Here is a 20,084-nt window from a genome sequence, read left to right as displayed (position 1 = left end):
TGTTAGCCAATTTAAATGTTTTTTGCTATGATGAGTAACGTAAGGATGACAGGAGGAATGAATATGGCAAGACCCGTTGTGGCAATCGTTGGGAGGCCTAACGTCGGGAAATCGACGATATTTAATCGGCTGATTGGCGATAGATTAGCTATTGTAGAAGATAAACCGGGGATTACACGTGACCGGATTTATGGTATTTCAGATTGGAACGGTAAGTCGTTCAGTGTGATTGATACCGGAGGTATTGAAATTGATGGAGAAGACACAATTCTGAAATCAATCCGCGTTCAAGCGGAGCTGGCGATTGAAGAAGCGGATGTTATTGTATTTATGTGTGAGGCAAAGAGTGGTGTGACGAATTCAGATGAAGAGGTAGCTCAGATTCTGTTCCGTTCAGGTAAACCGGTCGTTCTTGCCATCAACAAAGTGGATAATATGAAGCGTGCGGATGATATTTATGAGTTCTATAGCCTTGGTTTTGGCGATCCAATCGGAATTTCTGGTAGTCACGGAACCGGACTCGGCGATTTGCTAGATGCTGTAGTTGAGCGCCTACCTGAGAAAATAGATGATGAATACGATGAGGATGTCATTCGTGTAGCTTTGATTGGCCGTCCGAATGTAGGGAAATCCTCTTTGGTCAACGCGATTTTGGGCGAAGAACGTGTTATCGTCAGTGATATTGCAGGGACAACAAGAGATGCTATCGATACTCCTTTTGAACGTGATGGGCAACGTTATGTGCTTATCGATACGGCAGGTATGCGTAAAAAAGGCAAGGTATACGAGAACATTGAGAAATACAGTGTTATGCGTGCTATGCGTGCGATTGAACGGGCTGATGTGGTCCTCGTTGTAATTAACGGCGAAGAGGGCATCATCGATCAGGACAAGCATATTGCTGGTTATGCACATGAAGCTGGTAAAGCATCTATTTTTGTTGTGAACAAATGGGATGCCATTGTGAAAGACGATAAGACTATGCAAAACTTTGAGACTAAGATACGTGACCATTTCTTGTTTATGAGTTACGCACCGGTTGTCTTTTTGTCGGCCTTAACCAAACAGCGTTTGCAAAAACTGCTGCCTGTTGTACAGCATGTATCTCAACAGCACGCACTGCGCATTACTACACATTTGGTGAACGACGTTGTATCTGATGCAATCGCGATTAACCCTCCACCAACTGACAAAGGCCGTCGCTTGCGTATTAACTACGTAACGCAGGTTGCGGTGAAGCCGCCTACGATTGTGGTGTTCGTGAATGATCCATCGCTGATGCACTTCTCCTATGAACGTTATCTGGAGAATAAAATTCGCGCAGCGTTTAATTTCGAAGGAACACCAATCCGTCTCTTTACACGGCGCAAATCCGAAAACGAAGGTTAGGGGAGAAGAAGTGTGGCGCTTGAACTTCTGGTTATCGTTGTAAGCTATTTGCTTGGTTCTGTCAGCTTTAGTGTACTGCTTGCAAAGTTGCTAAAGGGAATTGATATCCGTCAATACGGAAGCGGAAATGCGGGGGCTACCAATACACTGCGTGTATTGGGTAAAGGTCCTGCAATATTAGTGCTGTTGCTGGATGTGCTGAAAGGGGTTGCCGCTGTATGGTTAGGAACCTGGGTCGGCGGATGGGGAACCTGGGTTCCGGCTCTTTGCGGAATCGCTGCCATCATCGGACATAATTGGCCGCTCTATTTTCGTTTTCGTGGGGGGAAAGGCATTGCTACTACGATCGGTGTTATGGCTACGCTTTGTTTATGGCCAGCGCTGCTCGCCGGTATCATCGCCATCCTGTCTATCTTTATCACACGTTACGTGTCCCTTGGCTCATTAATTTTTGTAGCACTGACACCAGTGGCTTTATTGTTGACAGGATTTACACAACCTGTGCTCTGGACCAGTATTATTATTGCGGTCTTCGCCTTCTGGCGGCACCGGACGAATATTGTAAAGATCGTAGAAGGCCGTGAGAACAAGATAGGCTCAAAAGTTAAAGGAGGGAATCGTGTTGTCTGATAAAGTTACCGTACTTGTAGCGGGGAGCTGGGGAACTGCGCTGGCTAGTGTGCTGGCTGCAAACCACTCGGAAGTTTATCTGTGGACACGCAACTCTGATCAAGCTGCCGAGATCAATGGCTCTCATACGAATAATAAGTATCTGCCTGGCATCGCTCTGCCAGCTAACATTATTGCAACTACGGATATGGAAACGGCAGTGTCCGGTTCTAAGGCGGTTGTAATTGTGGCTCCGTCTTCAGGAATGCGGCAGGTTGCTCGCAGTCTGAAGCCATTCTGGAAGGATGACATGTTATGTGTCCATGCTACGAAGGGCTTTGAGTCGGAAAGCAATAAGCGGATGTCTATCGTAATTGCAGAGGAACTGGGCTGTGACGAAGGGCAGATCGTTGTGCTCTCCGGTCCAAGTCATGCAGAGGAAGTTGTACGTCTGTGCCCTACAACAGTTGTAGTTGCTTCACCTGATGACAAACGTAGCGCCGAAGCGCAGGAATTGTTCATCAACAACGATTTCCGTGTATATACGAATCGTGATCAGGTTGGGGTAGAGCTTGCCGGTGCTCTTAAGAATATTATTGCCCTTGGTGCAGGCCTATCCGATGGCCTTGGATATGGGGACAATGCTAAAGCAGCGCTTTTAACCCGTGGACTCGCTGAGATCTCTCGGGTGGGAGTTGAGCTTGGAGCCAATCCTTTGACCTTTGCCGGACTTGCCGGAATTGGCGATCTTGTTGTGACAGCTACTAGTCAGCACAGCCGTAACTGGCGCGCTGGGTCCATGCTTGGTCAAGGTAAGCCGCTGGCCGAGGTGCTGGAATCCATGGGGATGGTAGTCGAAGGTATTCGTACTACCGAAGCAGCTTATGCAATTTCGCTCAAACTGGGTGTGCAGATGCCGATTACGGATCAGATTTATCATGTGCTCTTTCAAGGAAGAAGCCCACGCAGTGCGGTTGAAGCCTTGATGGGGCGTGATCGTAAACCTGAGCTTGAGTCGATCTCCCAGGAAACTTGGGAGCAGTGGCATTCCTGATCCTGTTCACCTTTTTCCGCAAATTCTCATATGTTGTAATGGGGATTGACGGAGGAGGGATGAAAAGTGAGCAGAGATTTTTCCAAGGATGCATTGAACGCCATTAACAAAAAGGCGGGCAAGAACATTACGGAAAGTGCCGTCAAAAAGCTAGCCAGTACGGTAAAGCCAGGAACTACGCAGAATGAAGCCCAGCTCCGCCAGTTAATTAAGCAGGTGTCATCAATGGCGAAAGTGCCGGTCAGTGAAGCTACTGTGCAGGAGATTATCAATGCCGTTAAAAAAGGCGGCGCAGGTTCCAGCACAATGGAGTCTTTAATGAAAATGATGCTTAAAAAATAGCTTTATGTTGGGTGAGCAAAAGAAAACGGGTCAAAGAATGATTCCGTCGTCTTTTGCTTTTTTTTATATTTATGATAATTCTCATAAAGCGCATTTTATTTAAAATAATACATAAAAAATGATGTTTTTTTACAGAAAAGGATAAGGTCATGATATAATAGTCCCTAATAAATTACAGGCGAATGGGGGCTTTGACCATGGATCCGATGACAAAAATGTGGTTATCCCTGATTGCGATGCTGATTATGGGATTATCAGTATTTCTTATAACTTTTGCTCGGAGCAAAACCAAGGGCTTGCTTAAGGCTGTACTGTCTATACTTGCTTTTGTCATCATGTTAGTAGGCCTATTGGGCGGAGTTGTTTCAATTATGTAAGCAGTTACATAGTGTTGAGGAAGGAAGTAACATCATGAAATCTCAAAAAGGAGTTACCGTTGTATTTCAACCAGAAGGCCGTAAAGCTGTTGTGAACCGTGGCATTTCGTTATTAGAGGCTGCTCGTAAAGCAGGAGTGCCAATAACAACTAGATGCGGAGGCAAAGCAGGCTGTCTGATGTGCAAGGTTACAGTCGCGAAGGAAGAGGCTGCTGCAGTAAGGCCTCCCGGTGATATTGAGCGGCGTAAGCTTGGATCGGCCTTAGAAGAAGGAACGCGTCTGGCCTGTCAGGCTGCCGTATGGAGCGACGTAACCGTTCAGGTGCCGGAAGATCTACTGAAGGCTGCGGTGCGCCGTAAGCTTGAAGCAGCGCGGCGTGGGGAAGAAGATGAGCTGTGGTAGCGTAAGAATGTCACCGTGGGAGGGACTCGGTTGGAGTTTATAGGATATAAAATGAAACTGAAGGCAGGGGCCAAGCTTTTGCTAGGGATGGTATCGCTCGCGCTTACGCTTTCGGGCTGTCTATACCCAGGTGAAGAGAAGCGGGCTAGTGTTAATTATCGGGAAAGTGTTAAACGGATACAAGCAGCCGTTGATGATTATCAACAGGAGGAAGGGGTACTGCCCATTCTTAATGCGGATGAAACTACTCCAAGGTATGAGAAGTTCCGTATCGACCTGGGGAAGCTGAATAATAAGGGATATTTGGATGATATACCGGCTACCGCCTTTGAGCAGGGTGGAAGTGCTTATTTTCTTATTTTGAATGAGGAAATTGATCCTGTGGTGAAGGTGATGGACCTTGTTACGGTTCAAAAGGTGAATGACGTGCAACGACAGGTTAACCGCTATAAATCAGCTCATGGCGGCAACCTGCCTGTGCTTGATGAGCTATATCCCGGATTGTATACCATTAATCATAAGCAGGCGGGTACAAGCTCTATAACGTTAACTAGTGTCTATTCCGGTCAAGTTCTTGATTTTATCCTGGATAAGGATGGAACTGTCTACGTAGATTATGTTTTTGATATCATGGCTGCCGTCGATAAGAAGGGTGGAGAGCACGATAAGAATCAGGACTTGCGACTGGATCTGGAGGAAGCTTCATATTACGTTCCCGTGAAGTCTTTGCCGTATCTATGGATTAACAATCAGCCAATCCCGCAGCCTCCAAGTTAGAGTGAAAGTTTAAGAGCGTCTAAGCTTCGGTTTTATCCGGGGTATTAGGCGTTTTTTTGTTTATATCCTTTTACACCAAGTCCTGTAATCTCAGCATCCACTAAAAATAGTTCTATCAAAGAATCCTAGCTCATAAGATGGATGAGTAAGCTTCCGGGCGTCAGACGCCTTGCGGCGCGCAGACTTAACTTTTTTGAAATTACATTGGGAAATGCGCGAATACGGGTCATAAATTCGTTCCGGATACATATGATGATACTAGTCCAAATGCATGTCCGAGCATTCGGAGTTTAGCGCGGGGCAAGTACGTCCCGGTCGAAAGCAGCTAGGCTTCGGGCGGGCATACGATAAGTCCGGTTGATGTCCTGCAAGGGTCAGATTACCGGCGGAACGCGAAGTCGATGCTCTTCAGGCATTTTTTCTTCGGAGTAATATGAGGAGGGGATCTCTTTTGGAAAAAGTGGATATTTTCAAGGACATTGCCGAGCGTACCGGCGGAGACATTTATCTTGGCGTCGTCGGCGCGGTTCGCACGGGGAAATCGACATTTATCAAGCGCTTCATGGAAACAATTGTCCTGCCAAACATCACGAATGAGGCTGATCGAGTAAGAGCTGTGGATGAGCTTCCGCAAAGCGCAGCAGGCAAAACGATTATGACGACAGAACCGAAGTTTGTGCCTAACAACGCAGTCCAAATCAAGGTTGCGGAAGGGCTTGAGGTTAATGTTCGTCTGGTAGACTGTGTGGGTTACGCTGTAGAAGGTGCAAAAGGCTACGAGGATGAAAATGGACCACGAATGATCTCTACACCTTGGTTTGAAGAGCCTATTCCTTTTCAGGAAGCGGCAGAAATCGGGACACGTAAGGTTATTCAGGAGCATTCAACGCTAGGTGTAGTGGTAACAACAGATGGTACGATTGCAGAAATTCCGCGGAACTCGTACGTGGACTCTGAAGAGCGCGTCATTGCAGAGCTGAAGGAAGTGGGTAAGCCATTTGTGCTTGTCATTAACTCCACCCGGCCACGCAGTGAGGAAGCGCAGCAGCTCCGAAACGAGCTAGCCATCAAATACGATATCCCAGTTATGACGCTAAGCGCCGCAAACATGAGCGAAGATGACGTAACTGGTGTGCTGCGGGAAGTGCTTTATGAATTCCCAGTGCATGAAGTAAATGTAAACCTGCCAAGCTGGGTTATGGTGCTTGGAGAAAACCACTGGCTGCGTAGTAGTTATGAGAACTCCGTTCGCGATACGGTAAAAGACATTCGCCGCTTGCGGGATGTTGACCGCCTCGTATCTCAGTTCACCGAATATGACTTTATTGATAAAGCTGGCCTAAGTGGTATGAACATGGGTCAGGGCGTAGCAGAGATCGACCTGTATGCTCCAGAAGAGCTGTACGATCAAGTTCTGATGGAAGTGGTCGGGGTTGAGATCCGCGGTAAAGATCATTTGCTCCAGCTTATGCAGGAGTTCTCGCATGCGAAACGAGAATACGACCGATTCTCAGAAGCATTGGAAATGGTCAAGACTACAGGTTATGGTATCGCGGCTCCATCCTTAGCCGAAATGGCGCTCGACGAGCCAGAACTGATACGTCAGGGCTCTCGCTTCGGGGTTCGCTTAAAGGCTACTGCACCGTCCATTCATATGATTCGGGTGGATGTGGAGTCTGAATTCTCGCCAATCATCGGAACGGAAAAGCAAAGCGAAGAGCTGGTTCGTTATCTGATGCAGGACTTTGAGAATGATCCTATTAAGATTTGGGAATCCGATATTTTTGGCCGCTCCCTGCACTCCATTGTTAGAGAAGGCATTCAAGGCAAGATAGCTATGATGCCGGATAATGCACGCTACAAGCTGCAAGAAACGCTTGGCCGCATTATTAACGAGGGTTCCGGCGGACTTATTGCAATTATTCTCTAAGCTGAATATAAATAAATTCAAAGAGTGGGAGAAATCCTGCTCTTTTTATTTGTATATATCCTAAAACTTGATTCCTAGTTCCTATAATAACGGTGAATCTGACTCAATTATTCTGATGAAATAAAGACCTAAACTGCTCCTATAGGTCTAACAAATTAGATCGAATTTAGATAAATATGCACGGATAGATGATAATTTCTGCTCCTTTTTTGAGTAACAGCTTGAATTTATGGATGGGCTGTATTACTATAAGTTTGTTGCGCTTAAAGGTCTAAGGGCGCCAAAGTTAAGTTTTAAACGGGATTATCACGTATATTTTACGTTGAAACGGAAACAGTGTATGATACCGGAGAATTTACTCAGGGAGGTGAGAAAACATGAATAAATCAGATTTGATCAACGTAGTTACAGAAGCAACTGAACTTCCCAAGAAGGATGCTACTAAAGCTGTAGATGCGGTTTTCGAAGCAATTACAGAAGCACTGCAAAGCGGTGATAAAGTACAACTGGTTGGATTCGGAAACTTTGAAGTGCGTGAGCGTTCTGCACGTAAAGGCCGTAACCCGCAAACTGGTGAAGAAATCGAAATTCCTGCAAGCAAGGTACCGGCATTCAAACCCGGTAAGGCGCTGAAAGACGGAATCAAATAAAGATTTCTACATACCTATCCCATAGTCTTTTAAGAACAACTATGCCGCCCTCCAAGGCGGCATTTGTTTTTTGAAATACTATGAACTGTATAATAGGTTTAGAGGAGGATGAGTGATGATGGATAAAAATACGGGTACTACTCCGCTTCCAACGGGCAGCGACTATATTGTGGTTAAAGCTAAAGATAATGGCGTTCAGGTCATTGGGCTAACCAGAGGTACAGATACACGTTTTCATCATACAGAGAAGCTGGATAAGGGCGAGGTATTGATTGCCCAGTTTACTGATCATACCTCAGCGATGAAGATTCGCGGTAAGGCTGAAATATGGACAAAGCACGGACAATTGGAAAGTGAAAGCTGAAAAGCAGGCATAGCCTGCTTTTTTTCAAAATATAGTAAAGATAAATGATCGTATTAGCTAAGAGTGGGAATTATGGATAAGGAGGCGTGTTCATGAACAAGGCCTGGTGGGTCGGAGCCGTATTACTCTTGACTGCAACCTCTGCTGTAATATTGCCCAAAGTGGCAGATATGGATTCTACCTTACAGCAACGCAATGGTGCAGTAGAGACTTTTACTGGCGGCCATAACACAGTGCTAGACAACGATAATCTTGTTGATGTTCTTGGCGCACTTCCATTGACCTTATCCATTGATAGCGTAGGCTGGGAGGATCACGTTCTGTCACTGGATTTAAAAGTGAGCGGAAATGATCATGAACCCCAGGAGCTTTATCGAAATATGGCGCAGGCTATTTCTTTTGCTTTTCAAGAAACCTCGAATGTGGATCAGCTTTTGCTGCGCATCGTGGTCATGGATAAATGGCTGGATAGCCGCCGGCTGCTGCTAGCAGGGGATATCAGACGCACGGAGTGGTCGGCTGAACTCCAGAATGAACTTCAGTCTGCGGGTAATCTCCCCATATCCGAGCGACTCAAGACGGGCTTCCGTATTAGTGAGACTGAGCTCTGGAAGAAGCAGTTCATTTATCCTTGAGAAGAATAAAAGAAACTCAGTCGTACCACAGTGCGTGACAAAAAAACATGTGATATAATAGACAAGATTGTGAACAAAGGAATTATTATTAATGTCAATGGCTTCGGAGGCTGAAATGAAACCGTACTGCATACCGCAACTGGCAAAACCCTACACCGACTACGACATGATTCAGAAGCATACGGATTTGCCACCGTTTTCTGATGGCCGGGGTCATTTGTTATATATTTTTCTAAACCATGGATCTTCTGTTAAAGGAAATGCTGGTGAGTTGTATACGCTCGTAACAGCACTTATTCAACTTGGACTAGATACACATGAGGTAATTGACCGCTCGAATGATAGACGCGGTGGAGATCCTATGCGTTCCCGTCAATTAAAGGTATTGGCTGGCGATTATTTCAGTAGCTGGTTTTACCATCTGCTTGCAAAGAGTGATCAAATTGAGATGGTTGGAATCTTGAGTAAGGCGATTGCTGATTTCAATGTCTTGAAAGCGAACCTCTATGTGAAGATGAGAGGAATCCGTCTTTCGGCTGAACAATACTTGCGGCACATGGTACAGCTCAATATGCGGCTGTTCCTTTCTTTTACGCCCATGATCGAGAATTCCTTAGTGGAGTTGTGGGAGAAGTTATTGACAGAATTCAGTCAGTGCGAAACTGTTGCCATAGAGCTTCAGCGTTGTGATAACCTTGAGAATGCTAGCAATGGTTATTGCTACTGGAAGATGCTGGAGTCAGCGACAGAGGAAGAACGCAAACAGCTTCAAGACCAGAACCTTGATCAGAAGGACTGGAAGATGCTGAAGATGAAATATAAATGTGATTCTCTGCTGACGGACAAGCTCCATCAGTCGATTCAGTCGATTCAGGGACTATTACAAAGCGTTAAAGACGAAAGCCTGCTTAGAGAGCTTGAGATAGCGCTGGATCGTATTCTCCTGCAGATGAAAGTCTCAGGACAAGCAGCCGTGGAGGGTTAGTGGATGACTATGGACAAAACTACAACTGCTGTGGGTGATAACAGCAAGCCGAAGGAACAGTTTGTGCACTCGGTGTTTGAGAGTATTGCAGGTAAATATGATTTGATGAATGATATCTTAAGCTTTCGCCGCCATAAGGCTTGGCGCAAGTTCACGATGAAGAAGATGGGCATGAAGCGCGGGGATTCAGCTGTAGACTTATGCTGCGGCACTTGCGATTGGAGCATTGCCTTGGCAGAAGCCACACAGACAGGGAATGTGATAGGACTTGACTTTAGTGCTGGCATGCTTGAAGTGGGGCGCCGTAAGGTGGAGGAGCGCAAGCTTCAGGACCGGATCTCTCTCGTACAGGGCAATGCTATGGAGTTGCCTTTTGAAGACAACGCATTCGATTATGCAACGATTGGTTTTGGACTCCGCAACGTACCGGATCTTGTTCAAGTGCTGAACGAGATGAAACGCGTGGTAAAACCCGGAGGAATGGTGGTCTGCCTGGAGCTTTCCAAGCCGATGAAACAACCGTTTAAAGGTATCTATTTCTTTTATTTTCAGCGTGTACTTCCATTGCTGGGCAAGTTATTCGCTAAAAGGTATGAGCAATACAAATGGCTGCCAGAATCGCTGGCGCTGTTCCCTGACCGGGAGCAATTAGCTGCTATTTTCCGTGAAACCGGACTGCAAAAAGTGGAATCCTTCCCCTTGACCGGAGGCATCGCGGCATTACATATTGGGCTCAAGGAGAACGGGAATGTTTAAGAAAATCGGTATCTTTTTACAAATGATCAAGTTTGAACATACGGTATTTGCTTTACCTTTTGCTTTTATGGGCGCTTTACTTGGTTCCGTTGTCATGTCTGGCACGCTACCTTCCTGGAGCCAGATTGGTTGGATCGTAGTGGCTATGTTTGGGGCACGGAGCGCTGCTATGGGGCTGAATCGACTGATTGACCGGATAAGTGATGCTAAGAATCCTCGCACAGCGGGAAGGGCTATTCCTGCAGGATTATTGAAGATCGGTGAAGTCGTCATTTTTATCGGCATTTCGTTTTTCTTACTCTTTTGGGCAGCCTTTAAGCTGAATCCTTTGTCGGCCAAGCTCTTGCCAATCGCAGTTTTCCTTCTTGTTATTTATTCATTTACGAAGCGCTTTACATGGGCTTGCCATCTTATCCTCGGTCTGACCATTGCGCTTGCACCTTTAGGCGGTTGGGTAGCTGTGACCGGTAGCGTGAATTGGACTTCAATGGTATTTTACTTCACTATTGTGTTTTGGACTGCAGGTTTTGATGTAATTTATTCTTGTCAGGATGTTGAGTTTGATCTAAAAGAGGGCTTGAAGTCCATTCCGGTTCGGTTCGGGGTTCAAGGTGCACTCATTATTGCCCGCGTATTTCACATTCTCACGGCGATTGGATTCGTATCGTTGCTGTTTATGACGGATTTAAGCTGGTGGTATGTAGCAGGCATGATCATCGCATATATTATTCTCTTTTATGAGCATTACATTGTATCTCCGAGTGACCTGAGCCGTCTGCAGACTGCTTTTTTCACTATGAACGGCGTATTGAGCATCGTAGTGTTCTCTTTCACTTTGATTGACTTGGTGGTGCAGTTCTACTAATGACGCTTACTAAACCGAAAAACATCGTGGTTGGAATTACAGGAGCAAGCGGTGCGATATATGGTGTTCGTCTAACTGAAACCTTGCTGTCACTAGGCTACTCCGTGCATTTGGTAGTTAGCAATGCGGGCTGGCGCGTATTTAAAGAAGAACTTGGCTATATCGCATCAGACCGGGAGGGCTTTTTGAACGAAAGGTTCAAAGGCTATCCCGGTTCTCTGCTTTATCATCCTGTTGCGGATATCGGCGCATCCATTGCAAGTGGTTCGTTTCGTGTGGAAGGGATGATTATTATGCCTTGCTCTATGGGAACATTGTCCGCGGTAGCGAATGGGACCTCTGATAATCTGATGACACGTGCTGCTGACGTTATGCTCAAGGAAGGACGCCCACTGGTGCTTGTTCCTCGTGAGACTCCACTGCATGCCATTCATCTAGAGAATATGTTGAAGCTGTCCCGTCTGGGAGTTCGGATGATTCCCGCAATGCCGGCTTTTTATTTCGGGCCGCAAAGTATGGATGATCTGATTAATTTCATGGTGGGCAAAGTGCTTGACAGCTTTAATATTGAACACAATTTATTTCGAAGATGGGGGGATTGAAAGGATGGACAATAACAGCCACACCATCATCGGCAAAATCAGCTATACCAACTCATGGCCGGTATTTCACAATTTTCATCCCTCTGCATTAAAATATCCTGCAGAGATGGTGAGTGAGGTACCTGCCATTCTTAATCAGGGGATGAGCCGTGGAACTATTCATGTAGGTGCTTTATCCTCTTTTGCTTATGCTGAGGCCAGTGACAAATTATTACTACTACCTGATTTATCGGTTAGCGCGGACGGTCCTGTGAGATCAATATTCCTTTTTTCCAGGGTGCCATTTGCTCAGATTGGTAGCGGTAAGATTGCTGTTACGAATACTTCTGCAACCTCGGTAAATTTGCTGAAAATTTTAATGGAAAAAGCTTTTGGCAATAAACCGGAATATATTAGCGCTAATCCTGATTTGGATGCCATGATGCATGAAGCGGATGCCTGCTTATTAATTGGTGATAATGCTATTAAAGCCTCATGGCAGGATCAAGGTTATATCGTTACAGATCTAGCTGAGGTTTGGAAGAAATGGACGGGCTTAGGGATGACCTTTGCGGTCTGGGCAGTGAACCGAAAGGCTGCTGAGGACAAACCGGAGGCTATTTCTGAGATTGCAGAGGCTTTTGCCGAGAGTAAAATGCGGGGATTGAGAGATTTAGATCCTATTGTACAAGCAGCTTGTTCTAACATTGGAGGAACAAAGTCTTATTGGGAAGGGTACTTCCGCAATTTATGTTATGATTTTGGAGAAAGGCAGCAGCAAGGTTTGAACCTCTATTTCCGCTATGCCTATGAGATGGGCCTGCTGCCGCAGGAAGTGAAGATGGAGATTTGGAGCCATAAACTGTTGACACGGGTGAAAGAATGAAACGACTGCAAATATTCGGATTACTGAACAGAGATATGGATCAGATTGAAAAAGAGCTGTACCGTAGTGTACAGGGGGATGACGATCTGCTTACAGAAACCTCCCTGCATTTATTAAAGGCAGGCGGCAAAAGATTACGTCCCGTATTTGTCCTGATGGGCGGGAAATTCGGTAAGTATGATCTGGAAAAGCTGAAACGGGTGGCGATACCGTTAGAGTTGATCCATAGCGCTTCACTGGTCCATGATGATGTGATCGACGATGCAGAATTGCGCCGTGGTGAACTCACCGTGAAAGCAAAATGGGGCGATAAAATTGCCATGTACACTGGTGACTACATATATGCAAAAGCGCTGGTTATGACTACGGAGCTGAAGAATCCACGAATTCATCAAATTCTGTCTAAGGCGATGATCGAAATGTCGATCGGAGAGATGGAGCAGATTCGTGACTTTTTCAACAGTGAGCAAAGTGTACGTCATTATCTACGGCGTATCCGCCGCAAAACAGCCCTGCTGATTGCAGTTAGCTGCCAACTCGGCGCACTTGCTGCTGAGGCAGATCCAGAAGTAGCTCGCCTGCTTTATAATTATGGATATAACGTGGGTATGGCGTTCCAGATTCGTGATGATTTACTGGATCTCTCAGGCACAGAGAAACAGATCGGTAAACCTCCGGGCAGTGATATGCGTCAAGGAAACATTACACTTCCAGTGATTTATAGTCTTGAGGATGAGCGGCTGCGCGAGTCATTGCTTGAGGAGCTGAAGTCTATACGTGAGGGCCATAGCACGGTAGGACGTGCGATTGATCTTATACTTTCCGGAGACGGAATCGCCCGCTCTGAGGAGCTCGCTTCACGTTATATTGACAAGGCGCTGGCGGCGCTGGAACAATTGCCTAATAATAAGACTAAGCGCAATCTGCGTGATATTGCTTATTTTATAACAGGAAGAAGTTATTGATCTTCTGGTGAGATTGAAATTAAACGTTTCCAGAAAGCAATGTTTCTGTTAAGATAGCGTCAAAACAACCCTTCAAATGGGAAAATGGAGAGTGCTTCTATGGAAAAGACGTATCTGATGGTCAAGCCTGATGGAGTTCAACGTGGATTAATAGGGCGTATTGTTACCCGCTTTGAGGATAAGGGGTTTAAATTGGTCGCTGCTAAGCTGATTACAGTTAGTGAGGATCAAGCGAAAAGACATTATGCTGAGCATGCAGGCAAAGACTTTTTTTCGGAGCTGGTCTCTTTCATCACTTCAGGTCCAGTGTTTGCAATGGTATGGGAAGGCGATGATGTTGTTACGTTATCCCGGACACTCATAGGCAAGACAAAAGTTGGAGAAGCTCTGCCAGGCACGATTCGTGGCGACTTTGCCAGCCATACACCACTTAATCTAATTCATGGATCAGACTCGCCTGAAAGTGCAGAACGGGAAATTGCTAATTTCTTTGCTCCAGATGAACTGAATCAGTATAACAAAGACATCGCAGTCTGGATGTAAGGTCCAGGTGGGAGGCAGGGGATTAACATGTCTGATCGTAATGTTGCAGCATTAACAACAGATCCGGATTATAGCGGATTTATTCACAACGTTAAACAAAGCACCGGAATTGATCTGGCTCAATATAAAGAAGCGCAGATGAAGCGGCGTTTGACGACTCTTCGGATGAAGAATGGGTATCATACCTTCAGTGATTTTTTTGCAGCGATGATGAAAAATAAGGACTTATTTTATGAATTTTTAGATCGAATGACGATCAATGTCTCTGAGTTCTGGCGGAATCCGAATCGCTGGGAAGTTTTGCGGGATATTATCCTTCCTGACCTCCAGCAGTCAGGCCGCAAATTAAAGCTGTGGAGCGCGGCGTGTTCCACTGGCGAAGAGCCTTACACGCTGGCTATGATTTTGTCGGACAAGAATATATTGGCGCAGACAGGCATTCTTGCCACTGACATTGATGATGGCGCTTTATCTAAAGCAAAGCAAGGTCTTTATTTGGAACGTTCTTTAAAGGATGTGCCGAAAGACGTGGCAGCACGTTACTTTACACCGGAAGGCCCTGTTTTCAAGGTCAGCGATTCACTTAAGAAAAACATAGATTTCCGCAAACAGAATCTGCTCTTGGACAAGTTCGACGAAGGTTTTGATCTTATTATTTGTCGCAATGTAATGATCTATTTTACTGAAGAGGCGAAGAACAAGCTCTATCATAAGTTTTCGGCTAGCTTACGTCCGGGTGGTTATTTGTTTGTGGGTAGCACAGAGCAAATCTTTACACCGGCTCAATACGGTTTTGAATCGACGGAAACTTTTTTCTATCGTAAAAAATAAATATTTTTTGCTCCTTCGCCATTAACTTCAAAGGTATACTTTCGCAAAAGTTCAGTGATACTGGATAGTAGAATCTGTACGCTAAGTGAAAGGAAAGTTAAACCGATGGACAAAAGCAAGGTCATTGCCGCGTACAAACGAGGCTTTATCACCGTTCGTGAGTGCGGGCAAATTCTCGGTGTGGAAGAAATGCAATTGGAGCGCCTTCTGCAGCTGGAAGAGCGTAAGTCTACATTCCCTCCACCAAGTCAGCGGCTCGGCAGCTAACAAGCTGAGGACCCAGCCGAGGAGCGCCATTCATACTCTTAAGGGTATGGATGGCGCTTTTTATTTCGATATACATAGAGTGTTTCTAGGGAGAGCCCTTTCTTGTCAAAGCGGATTCCCTATACTATAATGAGCAAAGATCATAGGATTTTAGCGGTTTACAGTTTAAAAGTATAAAAGGGGGAAGACATCATGAGTTTACGCTATTTAACAGCGGGGGAAACGCACGGCCCCCAGCTAACGGCTATTATTGAGGGATTGCCAAGTAATTTAACTTTGGATTTTGAAGAGCTTAACTTTCAATTGCATCGTCGACAAAAGGGATACGGACGTGGACGCCGCATGCAGATTGAGAAAGATACGGCACAAATAGTCGGTGGAGTACGTCACGGCTATACTACAGGTGCTCCGGTAGCCTTGGTAGTAGAGAACAAGGATTGGACTCACTGGAAGAACATAATGAATATTGAACCTATTCCAGGCAGTGATGAAGAAAAACGCCGGGTAAATCGGCCGCGTCCTGGACATGCAGATTTGAATGGTGGATTGAAGTACAATCATACGGATCTTCGCAATGTTCTGGAGCGCTCCAGTGCCCGCGAAACAGCAGCCAGAGTTGCATGTGGCGCTGTAGCCAGACAGCTGCTGGCAGCTTTTGGTGTGAAAGTAGCAGGTCAAGTCATTCGTATTGGTGAAATTGAGGCACCTGCTAATGATCTGCCTATCGATGAGCTGATTGAACGCACAGAACAGTCCTCTGTCAGAGTTGTCGACAAAGAAACGGAACAGAAAATGGAGGCTTACATAGATCAAATCAAGGAAGAGGGCGACTCCATCGGTGGAATCGTTGAATGTATCGTCGAAGGACTGCCCATCGGACTTGGCAGCTATGTACAGTCAGACCGGAAGCTGGACGGGGCGATCGCTGGGGCAGTGATGTCGATTAATGCCTTCAAAGGCGTTGAAATCGGCATTGGGTTTGAAGCAGGTAAATTGCGTGGATCGCAAGTCCATGATGAAATTATGTATGAAGCTTCTAAAGGATACTATCGCGCAAGCAATCGTTTAGGCGGTTTTGAAGGCGGGATGACGAATGGTATGCCGATAGTGGTTCGTGGTGTTATGAAGCCTATTCCTACCTTGTATAAGCCACTTCAAAGTGTAGATATCGATACGAAAGAACCTTTTACAGCTCAAGTAGAACGTTCGGATGCATGTGCAGTTCCAGCGGCATGTGTGGTTCTGGAAAGCGTAGTGGCATGGGAAGTTGCCAAAGCTTTTCTTGATAAATTCGGCGGGGATTCTCTCGAAGAAATTAAAGCGAACTATGAAAACTATCTTGCACAATTGGAGAGTTATTAATCATGCGTACGATCAATGTAGATTTAGGAGATCGTTCTTATCCAATTCACATCGGTAGTGGTCTGCTGCAGAACATTGGCCAGTACTGTGCTGAGGCTGGACTGTCCACTCGCAGCCCAATACTGGTTGTGAGTGATAGTGAAGTAGCTCCACTGTATTTACCGTCGCTTGAAGAAGCTCTACGTCAGCAAGGCTATACCGTAGTCAGCCACATTATGCCGGCAGGGGAAGCATCCAAATCATTAACCGTGTATGAAGAGGTTATGACGACCGCGATTCAAGCGGGACTGGATCGCAACTCAGCGGTGTTGGCTTTAGGTGGCGGGGTTGTTGGTGATTTAGCTGGTTTTGTAGCAGCTACCTACATGCGCGGAATAGGATTTCTACAAATTCCAACGACGATTCTAGCCCATGACAGCAGCGTAGGCGGCAAAGTGGCTGTCAATCATCCACTAGCCAAAAATATGGTTGGTGCGTTCTATCAACCTTCGCTGGTGCTTTACGATTTGGATACCCTTCGCACGCTTCCGCCACGCCAAGTCTCTTCTGGCCTGGCTGAAGTAGTGAAGCATGGTCTGATTATGGACAAAGAATTCGCATATTGGTGCCGTGAACATGCTGATGAGCTGCTTGCTCTGAATGCTGAAGCACTCGGCTATGCCCTTGAGCGCGGTTGTGCAATCAAGGCTCATGTCGTAGCGAACGATGAACGTGAGCATGGACTTCGGGCGATTCTGAATTTAGGACATACGATCGGACATGCTATTGAAGCGGTTGGCGGATATGGCGTATTTTTGCACGGTGAAGCGATTGCGATTGGTATGGCGGGTTCGGCGCTACTGGCTGTAAAGCTTGGACATGATCGATCCATTTATGAGGATACAGTATCTATGTTATCTGCACTTTCATTGCCTATACAGCTTCCTTCTGAATATGATGAAGAGGAGCTAATGGAAGCAATGATGCATGATAAGAAATTCAAAGAAGGCAGAATGACTTTTATTGTGCCTGATGCCATAGGAGCCGTAAGCATTGTAAACGATGTACAGGAATCGCTTGTGCGAGAGGTTCTCGCAGAGCTTAAAAAGGAGGGGAAACCGTGGTAAATCGAGGGATTCGCGGAGCAACTACCGTGATTAATAACGAAGAAACAGAGATTTTGCGTGAAACCGTTGTGCTGCTGCGGGAGATCGTAGAACGTAATGATGTTATAGCTGAGGATATTAGCAATGTATGGATTACGATGACCAATGATCTGGATGCTACTTTTCCGGCAAGAGCCATTCGTGAGATTGAGGGCTGGGAAATGGTGCCACTTATGTGTTCAACGGAGATCCCTGTTAAAGGCAGTCTGCCGATGTGTATTCGGTTAATGGTGCAGTTTAATACGGATAAATCACAGCGTGAGATCCGCCATGTATATCTGAATGAAGCTCAGAAGCTTCGTCCGGATTTGTCGCAGAGTAAGTCTTAAATTTGAGTTGTGGGTTGTCAATGACCCTTGTCATCATGTATAGTGTAATTAGCCGAGTATAGAAGAGTTTAGTTGAGTTGAGATGAGTATAGTTGAGCAGAGTGCAAGAAATTTTTGCGAATATAAGAAAGTATAAGCTTTGTTCTATACATTCTTATATTTCACGCATATACGCTTACCGTCCTTATAAGGACGCTGAAGACGTTTATGCCTGATTAGCAGTTTTTGTGTACGCAGAGTCTTTATTTTGATATGTACTGGAGTGTTATTTCACATCCGTGATGTATCTTATTTAGAGATAAGTCTGTAGGCACAACATAACGATGCTGATCATTGCTCAAAAACATATACTTACTTACACAAACCCTCTACTTTGGTAGAGGGTTTTTCTGTGTTTCGGAAAGATTTATATAACTAAGGGGGCATCTGAAAATGACGAATCCGAGTGTTCAAGAGGTGGTAAAGCTGTCGCAGGATTATAATCTGATTCCTGTTGTGAAGCGGCTGCTGGCTGATATGGAAACACCTATCCGGTTATTCCAACGTTTTGCTGAACGTGACCGCGCGTTCTTACTAGAAAGTGTAGAGGGCGGCAAACAATGGGCCCGGTATTCGTTCATCGGCAGCGATCCCTTTTTAATGATATCGGGAAAAAAGGGTGCAATTAACGTAGAGATCGACGGTAAGAAAAAACAGCTGCATGGAAAGCCGATTGAGGAGCTTAAAGCACTGCTTCGTTCATACCGTAGCCCTAAGCTGGATGAGATGCCGCCATTTACTGGAGGAGCTATCGGATTTTTTGGATATGATCTGCTGCAATATTATGAGAAGCTGCCTGAGCATCCAGTAGATGATCTCCAAATGGATGATATCCGGTTTATGTTCTGTGATCGCATCATTGTTTTTGATCATGTGAAACAACAAATTCTCCTAGTTGGCAACCTGCATGTTAAAGACGGTGATACGGACTCAGATATCAAATCTAATTACGAAAGCTTAAGTCGTAAGCTTGAGGATATGGCCGAAGAGCTGCAAAAGGAAGGGCCAAAGGAAAATGTGAACCGCCGCAGCATTCCGCAGGATATTGAGCTGGGTGAGATTCATTCCAACCTGACTAAAGAACAATATATCAACAACGTAGAACAAGCGAAGGAATACATTCGGGCTGGCGATATTTTTCAAGTGGTGTTGTCGCAGCGCCTGCATATTGAAACGGAGGTTTCTCCACTGCATGTATACCGGATGCTCAGGACGCTTAACCCATCTCCATATATGTATTATTTGAAAATGGATGAAGAGATTATTGTTGGAACCTCACCGGAAGCGCTCGTAAAGGTAGATGGAAACCGTGTGGAGACACGGCCGATTGCCGGAACAAGACCAAGAGGTGAAAGTGAAGCTTCGGATCGTGCTTACGCCGCGGAGCTGCTGGAGGATGAAAAAGAACGTGCAGAGCATTTGATGCTAGTTGATCTAGGTCGTAATGATCTAGGAAGAGTGTCCAAATTTGGTTCTGTAAAATGCGACTCCTTTATGGAAATTGAAAGATACTCTCATGTCATGCATATGGTATCGAATGTGTCAGGCACGCTTAGCGAGGATAAAGATTTCTTTGATGCCTTTCTCTCCTGTCTGCCAGCCGGTACTGTCTCAGGAGCACCTAAGCTACGGGCAATGGAGATTATTGCTGAATTGGAGCGAGAAGCCCGTGGTGCTTATGCGGGGGCGATTGGATATTTGGGATTCTCGGGAAATATGGATTCATGTATCACCATCCGTACAATCATCTTCCGTAAGGGCAGAGCATATGTGCAGGCTGGGGCGGGTATCGTTTGGGACTCGGTTCCGGAGAAAGAGTATGAAGAGACGGTGAATAAAGCGAAGGGCATGCTAAAAGCTATTCGTATGGCAGAGGCTATGTTCCCACCCGAGATAAAAGAGAAACAAGTCATCAATCAAGATTACATGTACACATATACCCCTGAACAGGTGGTTTGATTAATATAAAAGATTACATTAAGGCTGGGAGGATGAACATT

24 protein-coding genes are annotated in these 20,084 nt (G+C 45.6%); all 24 read left to right on the top strand.

The genetic code is table 11. The features are described from left to right. Nucleotides 1-63 precede the first annotated feature (63 nt). The 24 genes from der (at nucleotide 64) to trpE (ending at nucleotide 20,043) form a co-directional block, all read left to right on the top strand. Nucleotides 64-1,389 carry a ribosome biogenesis GTPase Der gene (gene der / locus PODO_RS20180; protein ID WP_036676212.1) on the top strand — a complete coding sequence of 442 codons (1,326 nt, stop codon included), beginning with the start codon at nucleotides 64-66 and terminating at the stop codon, nucleotides 1,387-1,389. Between the two features lie 12 nt (nucleotides 1,390-1,401). Further along, on the top strand, nucleotides 1,402-2,019 hold the full coding sequence (gene plsY / locus PODO_RS20175) for a glycerol-3-phosphate 1-O-acyltransferase PlsY (RefSeq protein WP_036676213.1): 618 nt from the start codon (nucleotides 1,402-1,404) through the stop codon (nucleotides 2,017-2,019). Further along, nucleotides 2,012-3,052, top strand: coding sequence for an NAD(P)H-dependent glycerol-3-phosphate dehydrogenase (locus PODO_RS20170; RefSeq protein WP_036676214.1), 1,041 nt, complete (start codon nucleotides 2,012-2,014; stop codon nucleotides 3,050-3,052). The genes plsY and PODO_RS20170 overlap by 8 nt, the downstream gene beginning before the upstream one ends. A 66-nt stretch (nucleotides 3,053-3,118) precedes the next feature. Next, the gene (locus PODO_RS20165; RefSeq protein ID WP_038572437.1) at nucleotides 3,119-3,394 is read left to right on the top strand and encodes a stage VI sporulation protein F; all 276 of its coding nucleotides are present in this window, start codon (nucleotides 3,119-3,121) and stop codon (nucleotides 3,392-3,394) included. Nucleotides 3,395-3,591: 197 nt separating this feature from the next. Then, nucleotides 3,592-3,771: a DUF2768 family protein gene (locus PODO_RS20160; RefSeq protein WP_036676218.1), complete on the top strand. Its 180-nt coding sequence runs from the start codon at nucleotides 3,592-3,594 to the stop codon at nucleotides 3,769-3,771. A 34-nt stretch (nucleotides 3,772-3,805) separates the two neighbouring features. Next, complete coding sequence (locus PODO_RS20155; RefSeq protein ID WP_038572435.1) at nucleotides 3,806-4,174, top strand: 2Fe-2S iron-sulfur cluster-binding protein; 369 nt, start codon at nucleotides 3,806-3,808, stop codon at nucleotides 4,172-4,174. Between the two features lie 30 nt (nucleotides 4,175-4,204). Further along, a complete protein-coding gene (locus tag PODO_RS20150; protein WP_244886360.1) occupies nucleotides 4,205-4,951 on the top strand; it encodes a DUF3939 domain-containing protein in 747 nt (248 codons plus the stop codon). A gap of 451 nt (nucleotides 4,952-5,402) precedes the next feature. Next, on the top strand, nucleotides 5,403-6,881 hold the full coding sequence (gene spoIVA / locus PODO_RS20145; RefSeq protein WP_036676222.1) for a stage IV sporulation protein A: 1,479 nt from the start codon (nucleotides 5,403-5,405) through the stop codon (nucleotides 6,879-6,881). Nucleotides 6,882-7,258: 377 nt separating this feature from the next. Continuing rightward, on the top strand, nucleotides 7,259-7,531 hold the full coding sequence (locus tag PODO_RS20140) for an HU family DNA-binding protein (protein ID WP_036676223.1): 273 nt from the start codon (nucleotides 7,259-7,261) through the stop codon (nucleotides 7,529-7,531). Nucleotides 7,532-7,646: 115 nt separating this feature from the next. After that, nucleotides 7,647-7,895 carry a trp RNA-binding attenuation protein MtrB gene (gene mtrB, locus PODO_RS20135; RefSeq protein ID WP_051490908.1) on the top strand — a complete coding sequence of 83 codons (249 nt, stop codon included), beginning with the start codon at nucleotides 7,647-7,649 and terminating at the stop codon, nucleotides 7,893-7,895. Nucleotides 7,896-7,987: 92 nt separating this feature from the next. Continuing rightward, nucleotides 7,988-8,530, top strand: a complete 543-nt coding sequence (locus tag PODO_RS20130) for a hypothetical protein (RefSeq protein ID WP_038572433.1) — start codon at nucleotides 7,988-7,990, stop codon at nucleotides 8,528-8,530. 115 nt (nucleotides 8,531-8,645) lie between these two features. Then, nucleotides 8,646-9,515 (top strand): heptaprenyl diphosphate synthase component 1, encoded by an 870-nt coding sequence (locus tag PODO_RS20125; RefSeq protein WP_036676391.1) that lies wholly within the window; start codon nucleotides 8,646-8,648, stop codon nucleotides 9,513-9,515. 9 nt (nucleotides 9,516-9,524) lie between these two features. Next, nucleotides 9,525-10,271 (top strand): demethylmenaquinone methyltransferase, encoded by a 747-nt coding sequence (locus PODO_RS20120; RefSeq protein WP_036676394.1) that lies wholly within the window; start codon nucleotides 9,525-9,527, stop codon nucleotides 10,269-10,271. Beyond that, complete coding sequence (locus tag PODO_RS20115) at nucleotides 10,264-11,136, top strand: UbiA-like polyprenyltransferase (protein ID WP_036676227.1); 873 nt, start codon at nucleotides 10,264-10,266, stop codon at nucleotides 11,134-11,136. Before PODO_RS20120 ends, PODO_RS20115 begins: the two co-directional genes overlap by 8 nt. After that, a complete protein-coding gene (locus PODO_RS20110) occupies nucleotides 11,136-11,738 on the top strand; it encodes a UbiX family flavin prenyltransferase (RefSeq protein ID WP_036676229.1) in 603 nt (200 codons plus the stop codon). The genes PODO_RS20115 and PODO_RS20110 overlap by 1 nt, the downstream gene beginning before the upstream one ends. 4 nt (nucleotides 11,739-11,742) lie before the next feature. After that, nucleotides 11,743-12,603: a menaquinone biosynthetic enzyme MqnA/MqnD family protein gene (locus PODO_RS20105; RefSeq protein WP_036676231.1), complete on the top strand. Its 861-nt coding sequence runs from the start codon at nucleotides 11,743-11,745 to the stop codon at nucleotides 12,601-12,603. Beyond that, nucleotides 12,600-13,568, top strand: a complete 969-nt coding sequence (locus tag PODO_RS20100) for a polyprenyl synthetase family protein (protein ID WP_036676233.1) — start codon at nucleotides 12,600-12,602, stop codon at nucleotides 13,566-13,568. Before PODO_RS20105 ends, PODO_RS20100 begins: the two co-directional genes overlap by 4 nt. 99 nt (nucleotides 13,569-13,667) lie before the next feature. After that, on the top strand, nucleotides 13,668-14,111 hold the full coding sequence (ndk, locus tag PODO_RS20095; RefSeq protein ID WP_036676234.1) for a nucleoside-diphosphate kinase: 444 nt from the start codon (nucleotides 13,668-13,670) through the stop codon (nucleotides 14,109-14,111). A 27-nt stretch (nucleotides 14,112-14,138) separates the two neighbouring features. Next, on the top strand, nucleotides 14,139-14,942 hold the full coding sequence (locus PODO_RS20090; RefSeq protein WP_036676236.1) for a CheR family methyltransferase: 804 nt from the start codon (nucleotides 14,139-14,141) through the stop codon (nucleotides 14,940-14,942). 105 nt (nucleotides 14,943-15,047) lie between these two features. Beyond that, the gene (locus PODO_RS31545; protein WP_169744788.1) at nucleotides 15,048-15,209 is read left to right on the top strand and encodes a hypothetical protein; all 162 of its coding nucleotides are present in this window, start codon (nucleotides 15,048-15,050) and stop codon (nucleotides 15,207-15,209) included. 192 nt (nucleotides 15,210-15,401) lie between these two features. Beyond that, nucleotides 15,402-16,571 (top strand): chorismate synthase, encoded by a 1,170-nt coding sequence (gene aroC, locus PODO_RS20085; RefSeq protein ID WP_036676238.1) that lies wholly within the window; start codon nucleotides 15,402-15,404, stop codon nucleotides 16,569-16,571. Between the two features lie 2 nt (nucleotides 16,572-16,573). Further along, nucleotides 16,574-17,677, top strand: coding sequence for a 3-dehydroquinate synthase (gene aroB, locus PODO_RS20080; protein ID WP_036676240.1), 1,104 nt, complete (start codon nucleotides 16,574-16,576; stop codon nucleotides 17,675-17,677). After that, nucleotides 17,671-18,045, top strand: a complete 375-nt coding sequence (gene aroH / locus PODO_RS20075; protein WP_036676241.1) for a chorismate mutase — start codon at nucleotides 17,671-17,673, stop codon at nucleotides 18,043-18,045. The genes aroB and aroH overlap by 7 nt, the downstream gene beginning before the upstream one ends. Nucleotides 18,046-18,477: 432 nt before the next feature. Beyond that, nucleotides 18,478-20,043 carry an anthranilate synthase component I gene (gene trpE, locus PODO_RS20070; RefSeq protein WP_036676243.1) on the top strand — a complete coding sequence of 522 codons (1,566 nt, stop codon included), beginning with the start codon at nucleotides 18,478-18,480 and terminating at the stop codon, nucleotides 20,041-20,043. Nucleotides 20,044-20,084: the final 41 nt, after the last annotated feature.

Origin of the sequence: Paenibacillus odorifer (genome assembly GCF_000758725.1) — a bacterium.
GTDB lineage: Bacteria > Bacillota > Bacilli > Paenibacillales > Paenibacillaceae > Paenibacillus_AQ > Paenibacillus_AQ odorifer.
Note: the sequence above shows the minus strand (reverse complement) of the source record. Positions and strands in the feature narration are given on the sequence as shown.

Excerpts from the sequence above, each read along its gene's own strand:
- PODO_RS20155 (WP_038572435.1), top strand. The coding sequence starts at position 3,806 with ATGAAATCTCAAAAAGGAGTTACCGTTGTATTTCAACCAGAAGGCCGT.
- PODO_RS20140 (WP_036676223.1), top strand. The coding sequence starts at position 7,259 with ATGAATAAATCAGATTTGATCAACGTAGTTACAGAAGCAACTGAACTT.
- PODO_RS20105 (WP_036676231.1), top strand. The coding sequence starts at position 11,743 with ATGGACAATAACAGCCACACCATCATCGGCAAAATCAGCTATACCAAC.
- PODO_RS20100 (WP_036676233.1), top strand. The coding sequence starts at position 12,600 with ATGAAACGACTGCAAATATTCGGATTACTGAACAGAGATATGGATCAG.
- mtrB (WP_051490908.1), top strand. The coding sequence starts at position 7,647 with ATGATGGATAAAAATACGGGTACTACTCCGCTTCCAACGGGCAGCGAC.
- der (WP_036676212.1), top strand. The coding sequence starts at position 64 with ATGGCAAGACCCGTTGTGGCAATCGTTGGGAGGCCTAACGTCGGGAAA.
- PODO_RS20160 (WP_036676218.1), top strand. The coding sequence starts at position 3,592 with ATGGATCCGATGACAAAAATGTGGTTATCCCTGATTGCGATGCTGATT.
- PODO_RS20115 (WP_036676227.1), top strand. The coding sequence starts at position 10,264 with ATGTTTAAGAAAATCGGTATCTTTTTACAAATGATCAAGTTTGAACAT.
- trpE (WP_036676243.1), top strand. The coding sequence starts at position 18,478 with ATGACGAATCCGAGTGTTCAAGAGGTGGTAAAGCTGTCGCAGGATTAT.
- ndk (WP_036676234.1), top strand. The coding sequence starts at position 13,668 with ATGGAAAAGACGTATCTGATGGTCAAGCCTGATGGAGTTCAACGTGGA.
- aroC (WP_036676238.1), top strand. The coding sequence starts at position 15,402 with ATGAGTTTACGCTATTTAACAGCGGGGGAAACGCACGGCCCCCAGCTA.
- PODO_RS20120 (WP_036676394.1), top strand. The coding sequence starts at position 9,525 with ATGGACAAAACTACAACTGCTGTGGGTGATAACAGCAAGCCGAAGGAA.
- PODO_RS31545 (WP_169744788.1), top strand. The coding sequence starts at position 15,048 with ATGGACAAAAGCAAGGTCATTGCCGCGTACAAACGAGGCTTTATCACC.
- PODO_RS20130 (WP_038572433.1), top strand. The coding sequence starts at position 7,988 with ATGAACAAGGCCTGGTGGGTCGGAGCCGTATTACTCTTGACTGCAACC.
- PODO_RS20125 (WP_036676391.1), top strand. The coding sequence starts at position 8,646 with ATGAAACCGTACTGCATACCGCAACTGGCAAAACCCTACACCGACTAC.
- aroB (WP_036676240.1), top strand. The coding sequence starts at position 16,574 with ATGCGTACGATCAATGTAGATTTAGGAGATCGTTCTTATCCAATTCAC.
- PODO_RS20110 (WP_036676229.1), top strand. The coding sequence starts at position 11,136 with ATGACGCTTACTAAACCGAAAAACATCGTGGTTGGAATTACAGGAGCA.
- PODO_RS20090 (WP_036676236.1), top strand. The coding sequence starts at position 14,139 with ATGTCTGATCGTAATGTTGCAGCATTAACAACAGATCCGGATTATAGC.